5 protein-coding genes are annotated in these 6,063 nt (G+C 42.7%); all 5 read left to right on the plus strand.

What is annotated here, in order from left to right:
- Nucleotides 1-336: 336 nt before the first annotated feature.
- The 5 genes from purD to GWD08_RS08510 all read left to right on the plus strand — a co-directional run bounded on the left by purD (nt 337) and on the right by GWD08_RS08510 (nt 5,898).
- On the plus strand, nt 337-1,596 hold the full coding sequence (gene purD / locus GWD08_RS08490; protein ID WP_159549440.1) for a phosphoribosylamine--glycine ligase: 1,260 nt from the start codon (nt 337-339) through the stop codon (nt 1,594-1,596).
- Nucleotides 1,597-1,785: 189 nt separating this feature from the next.
- Nucleotides 1,786-2,274 carry a 5-(carboxyamino)imidazole ribonucleotide mutase gene (gene purE / locus GWD08_RS08495; RefSeq protein ID WP_159549443.1) on the plus strand — a complete coding sequence of 163 codons (489 nt, stop codon included), beginning with the start codon at nt 1,786-1,788 and terminating at the stop codon, nt 2,272-2,274.
- Nucleotides 2,261-3,337, plus strand: coding sequence for a 5-(carboxyamino)imidazole ribonucleotide synthase (gene purK / locus GWD08_RS08500; RefSeq protein WP_159549446.1), 1,077 nt, complete (start codon nt 2,261-2,263; stop codon nt 3,335-3,337). The genes purE and purK overlap by 14 nt, the downstream gene beginning before the upstream one ends.
- A 112-nt stretch (nt 3,338-3,449) precedes the next feature.
- Nucleotides 3,450-4,742: an adenylosuccinate lyase gene (gene purB, locus GWD08_RS08505; protein ID WP_159545936.1), complete on the plus strand. Its 1,293-nt coding sequence runs from the start codon at nt 3,450-3,452 to the stop codon at nt 4,740-4,742.
- Between the two features lie 253 nt (nt 4,743-4,995).
- A complete protein-coding gene (locus GWD08_RS08510) occupies nt 4,996-5,898 on the plus strand; it encodes a helix-turn-helix domain-containing protein (protein ID WP_159565231.1) in 903 nt (300 codons plus the stop codon).
- The last annotated feature ends 165 nt before the right edge of the window (nt 5,899-6,063 follow it).

The raw sequence follows: 6,063 nt of genomic DNA on the forward strand, positions 1-6,063 counted from the left end.
AGATATTCAAAAGTTAGGGAAAAACTGCATACACAACACGATTTACAACTTAAAAAAGCTTCAATAACGTTGATTTGACAGCGTTTATAGAGATTTTTTTATTTTTTAACTGATAAACTCGGGAAAGATGACAACAAATCGGATTTCCTTAGCAAGGCAGCATTTTAATCTTTATTTTACGAACAAATATGCTATAATAGCATTATATAATTCGTATTTGAAAGGGATTAAAGCTAAGAGGAAAGCTTGGGTACTAGATGAATCAGCTTGTGTGCAGCATCCTGTCTTAGTTCCTAAATTGCTTTTGTTTTTCTGATTGCTTTTGGTATTTTTATTATGAAGCTTTTAGTAGTTGGCTCAGGTGGCCGCGAGCATGCCATTGCTAAGAAATTACTGGAATCTAAAGGAGTTGACCAGGTTTTTGTAGCCCCTGGTAATGCTGGGATGACGCTAGATGGCTTGGAACGTCTTAATATCAAAATACACGAACATTCCAAGCTAATTGCTTTTGCTAAAGAAAATGAGATTGCTTGGACTTTTATTGGACCAGATGATGCGCTAGCTGCAGGGATTGTGGATGATTTTGCCCAAGCGGGTCTAAAAGCCTTTGGACCAAGCCGTTTGGCTGCAGAGCTTGAGTGGTCAAAAGACTTTGCTAAACAAATCATGGTCAAATATCAGGTTCCCACAGCAGCCTCTGGCACATTTACAGATTTCAAAGAAGCTGAGGCCTATATCCAGAAAAAAGGGGCTCCGATTGTCGTTAAGGCCGATGGTTTAGCTCTTGGAAAGGGGGTAGTCGTTGCCGAAACAATCGATGAAGCTGTGGCTGCAGCGCATGCGATGTTACTTGAAAACAAGTTTGGTGATTCAGGTGCGCGTGTTGTTATTGAGGAATTTCTAGTTGGAGAAGAGTTCTCGCTCTTTGCTTTTGTTAACGGTGAGCAGTTTTACCTGATGCCAACGGCCCAAGACCATAAACGGGCCTACGATGGAGACCGGGGACCAAATACGGGTGGGATGGGAGCCTATGCACCAGTAGCCCACCTGCCCAAAGACGTGGTAGATAGGGCAGTAGAAACCATTCTAAAGCCGGTTCTTAAGGGCATGATTGAAGAGGGCCGCCCTTATCTGGGCATCCTTTATTGTGGTTTAATCCTTACAGCAGATGGGCCCAAGGTGATTGAATTCAATGCTCGTTTTGGTGATCCTGAAACCCAGGTTATCCTGCCCCGCTTGACCTCTGATTTTACCCAAAACCTAACTGATATTCTTGCAGGCAAAGAGCCTGAGTTGACGTGGCTTGAGGATGGTGTCACCCTAGGCGTCGTGGTTGCCTCAGAAGGCTACCCATTAGCCTATGACAAAGGCGTCCAGCTGCCAGCTAAAACCCAAGGCGACATTATCACCTATTACGCTGGTGCGCGTTTTGCAAAAAATAGCCAGGCTCTGCTTTCTGATGGTGGTCGGGTTTATATGCTAGTCACCACAGCTGATACCGTCCAAGCTGCGCAGAGCAGAATTTACAAAACCCTTGAAGGCCAAAAAATACAAGGACTATTCTATCGTTCGGATATTGGCGATAAAGCAAACTAAAGGCCAGCTTGCTTGCTGAATCCTTAGATTTGCCAAGCAAAGAGCCGGCCAGCTCTCAGCCCATAAAGCCATCGTCTTTTAGAAATAGTTGACCAAATGGCTTTATCAAGTAGGTTACTTCAAACGTCTTGCTGTTACAGAAAAAAAGCTAACCTTCAACAGTAAGCTTCTCTAAAAAAGGAGGAAAGCATGCCAACTGAAATTGCAATTATCATGGGCTCCCAGTCGGATTGGGCCACCATGCGTCAGACAGCAGAACTCTTGGACCGATTTAGAGTTCCATATGAAAAAAGGGTCATCTCAGCCCACCGCACCCCGGACCTCATGTTTACATATGCAGAAAAAGCAGGTGAACGAGGCATCAAAATCATCATTGCCGGGGCTGGCGGAGCTGCCCACTTACCAGGCATGGTCGCTGCCAAAACGAGCTTGCCTGTCATTGGTGTCCCAGTGAAATCACGTGCCCTCTCAGGTGTAGATTCTTTATATTCCATTGTCCAAATGCCTGGCGGTGTGCCGGTGGCGACTATGGCAATTGGAGAAGCGGGAGCTAAGAATGCTGCTCTCTTTGCCCTGCGGCTCTTAGCTCTGGAAAAGCAAGAGCTTGTCACTGCGCTAGCTGATTACACTGAGGAGCAAAGGAAAATAGCAGAGGAGTCGACAGATGAACTCATCTAAAACAATCGGTATTATTGGTGGTGGTCAATTGGGGCAAATGATGGCCATCTCCGCTATTTATCTGGGGCATAAAGTGATTACACTAGATCCGGTGGCTGATTGTCCGGCCTCGCGTGTCAGTGACGTGATTGTGGCACCTTATGACGATGTGGCTGCCCTGACTGACCTTGCACAGCGCTGTGATGTGCTGACTTATGAGTTTGAAAATGTGAATGCAGATAGCTTGGATGCTGTCATCAAAGAGGATCAACTGCCTCAGGGAACAGACTTGCTTCGGATTTCGCAGAATCGGATTTTTGAGAAGGCGTTTTTGGCTAATAAAGCCAAAGTCACTGTCGCACCTTACAAGGTGGTTAAGAGTGCTGCCGATTTGGACGACATTGATCTCAGTAAAAAATACGTTTTAAAAACGGCGACAGGTGGTTATGATGGGCACGGACAAATCGTGCTGACTTCTGAAGAAGACCTTGTAGCGGCTAGGAAAATGGCTAGCGCAGCCCCGTGTGTTTTGGAAGAGTTCCTTGCTTTTGATCTGGAAGTGTCTGTCATCGTCTCAGGTAACCAGACAGAATTTACAGTCTTTCCGGTACAAGAAAATAGTCACAGACAGAATATTTTAGCTAAGACCATTGTACCAGCTCGGATTTCTGATGAGCTGGCTAACAAGGCTAAAAAGATAGCCTTAGCGATTGCACAGCAATTAAAACTAGCTGGCACTTTGTGTGTAGAGATGTTTGTGACCTCAGATGACATTGTGGTTAATGAGATTGCCCCGCGTCCCCATAATTCGGGTCACTATTCGATTGAGGCTTGTGATTTTTCACAGTTTGACACCCACATTTTAGGGGTGCTTGGCTTGCCGCTACCAGCCATTCATTTGCACGCTCCGGCCGTTATGCTCAATATTTTAGGACAGCATATGGATCAGGCGCTAGCTTATTGCCGGAAAAACCCTAGCGCCCATCTTCATCTTTATGGTAAACTAGAAGCGAAACATAATCGCAAAATGGGCCATGTGACGGTGTTTGCAGAGGATGCAGATAAAGTCAAGGCATTTTGCTAATGCTTGCTCTTTGTGGCTGCTAAGGCGCAAGAAGTAGCTAGAAGATTAGATTTATCCTGGCTTTGATCGGCTTGATAGTTTAAAATAGGGATAAGTTTTAGAAGGAGAAAAGATGATCGAACGTTATTCACGCCCTGAAATGGCGGCTATTTGGAGTGAAGAAAATAAGTACCGTGCTTGGTTAGAGGTTGAGATTTTAGCGGATGAGGCTTGGGCTGAGTTGGGGGAAATTCCCAAAGAAGATGTGGCCAAAATCCGTGCCAATGCTGACTTTGACATTAATCGCATTCTTGAGATTGAAAAAGAGACGCGCCATGATGTGGTGGCTTTTACGCGTGCAGTATCTGAAACGCTTGGTGAGGAGCGCAAATGGGTCCACTACGGCTTGACCTCAACTGATGTTGTGGATACTGCCTATGGTTATCTCTACAAGCAGGCGAATGCTATTATTCGTCGCGATCTGGCAAACTTCCTTGAGATTATTGCTGATAAGGCGCGTGAGCACAAGCTGACGATTATGATGGGACGCACGCACGGTGTCCATGCTGAGCCAACCACCTTTGGCCTTAAATTAGCGACCTGGTACAGTGAAATGAAGCGTAATCAGGAACGTTTTGAGCATGCAGCGGCAGGTATTGAGGCGGGAAAAATGTCTGGCGCGGTAGGTAATTTCGCCAATATCCCACCATTTATAGAAGAATATGTGTGTGGTAAACTAGGCATTCGCCCGCAGGACATTTCGACCCAGGTCTTACCGCGGGATTTGCATGCGGAATATTTTGCGGTGCTTGCTAGCATTGCTACTTCAATTGAGCGCATGGCGACCGAGATTCGCGGTCTGCAAAAATCCGAACAGCGAGAAGTGGAAGAATTTTTTGCTAAGGGCCAAAAAGGGAGTTCGGCCATGCCTCACAAACGAAATCCAATCGGTTCAGAAAACATGACAGGGCTTGCGCGTGTGATTCGTGGTCATATGCTCACCGCCTATGAAAACGTTGCTCTCTGGCATGAGCGTGACATTTCACATTCTTCTGCTGAGCGGATTATTACACCTGACACGACAATTCTGATTAACTACATGCTTAACCGCTTTGGCACTATCGTCAAAAACTTAACTGTATTTCCTAACAATATGAAACGCAATATGGAATCAACCTTTGGTCTTATTTTTAGCCAGCGAGTGATGCTCAAGTTAATCGAAAAAGGGATGACGCGTGAACAAGCTTATGACTTGGTGCAACCCAAGACAGCTTACGCGTGGGACAACCAGGTTGCCTTCAAACCTCTTTTGGAAGCAGATGAAGAAGTGACGTCACGTCTCAGTCAAGACGACATTGATGAACTCTTCAATCCAATGTATTACACCAAACGCGTAGATCAAATCTTTGACCGTTTAGGACTTTAAAAAAACTAAGACAAGATTGAAGAAGTCGTTCACTAAGAATTGTTTCTTCAGTCTTTTTTTTTGTACCATTATGAGTTGATGAGAAATTATTAACCTATTACATAGGAGGGAAAATGGCTAAATAAGGGCAATTACACCGAAAATTCAATAGAATTCGCTGACATTATAAGTATATAATTGTTTTTATTTATCATTTCATTAACAAATTATTACAAAGGTGTTATAATAGAAAAAATGTATGGAGGAGGCAGATATGAAGCGATTTGGCAAATCATTGCGTAAGCTTCGAATTGAGAAGGGTTTGACCCGTGAAGAATTGTGTGGAGATGAATCAGAATTGTCAATTAGGCAATTAGCGCGAATTGAGTCAGGAGAATCAATTCCTAATTTAGCCAGGGCAGTATATATTGCCAGACAACTCCAGGTGACGATTGATGAAATTACAGGTGGTGAAAGCTTGGAGCTTCCAAAACGTTATCAAGAGTTAAAATATGTCATTCTGCGAATCCCAACATATGCTGATGAGGCTACACTAGATGTACGAGAAGCCCAATTTGATGAGATATTTGAAACTTACTATGATAATCTACCTGAAGAAGAACAAGTAGTTATTGATTGCTTACAATCAAAGTTTGAAGTATATAAAACAGGTGATATTAATTTTGGAATTGATATTCTGCAAGATTATATTGATCAGATAATGTTAAGGTCGATTTATCGTCTTAATGATTTAGTTATACTAGATTTATATTTGACATGTGCTGTTGTTTCGAAATTTGCCTATGCTCATTTTGATGAGTATCTATTTGAAACTGTGGCTTACCGGTTATTAACACAGCGAGAAAATTTACAATTATCAGATAAATTTTGGCTAAATCATGTGGTACTTAATGCAACGTATGTATGTTTACGTTTGAAAAAAGCTGAATATATTCAAAGTTTATTAAATCTTAGCCAACAAATTATGCGAGAAACTCAAGATTTTCAAAAAATGCCTCTTTACTATATGTATCGATGGAAATGCTGTTTATGGATTGATAAGAAACCTGATGAAGCTGTGCTATATTATCAACAAGCGATTCATTTTTCTGAATTAATTGATGCAAAGCACTTAACTCAACTGTTGCGAGAGGAGTGGGAAAAAGATTCTCATTGAAATGAGTGATTTCTTATAAACATGACATTAATGTCATGTCAGATTGAAGACAAAGCTCTAGGAATTGATTTTTCTAGGGCTTTTCTTTTTGCCAAGAGTTATAATAAAGATAAGAAGTTCTAGGAGGTCTCAGTATGTTCCACAAAGAAAATCCTAACTATAATC

Origin of the sequence: Streptococcus halichoeri, assembly GCF_009870755.1 — a bacterium.
In the GTDB taxonomy this organism is placed as follows: domain Bacteria; phylum Bacillota; class Bacilli; order Lactobacillales; family Streptococcaceae; genus Streptococcus; species Streptococcus halichoeri.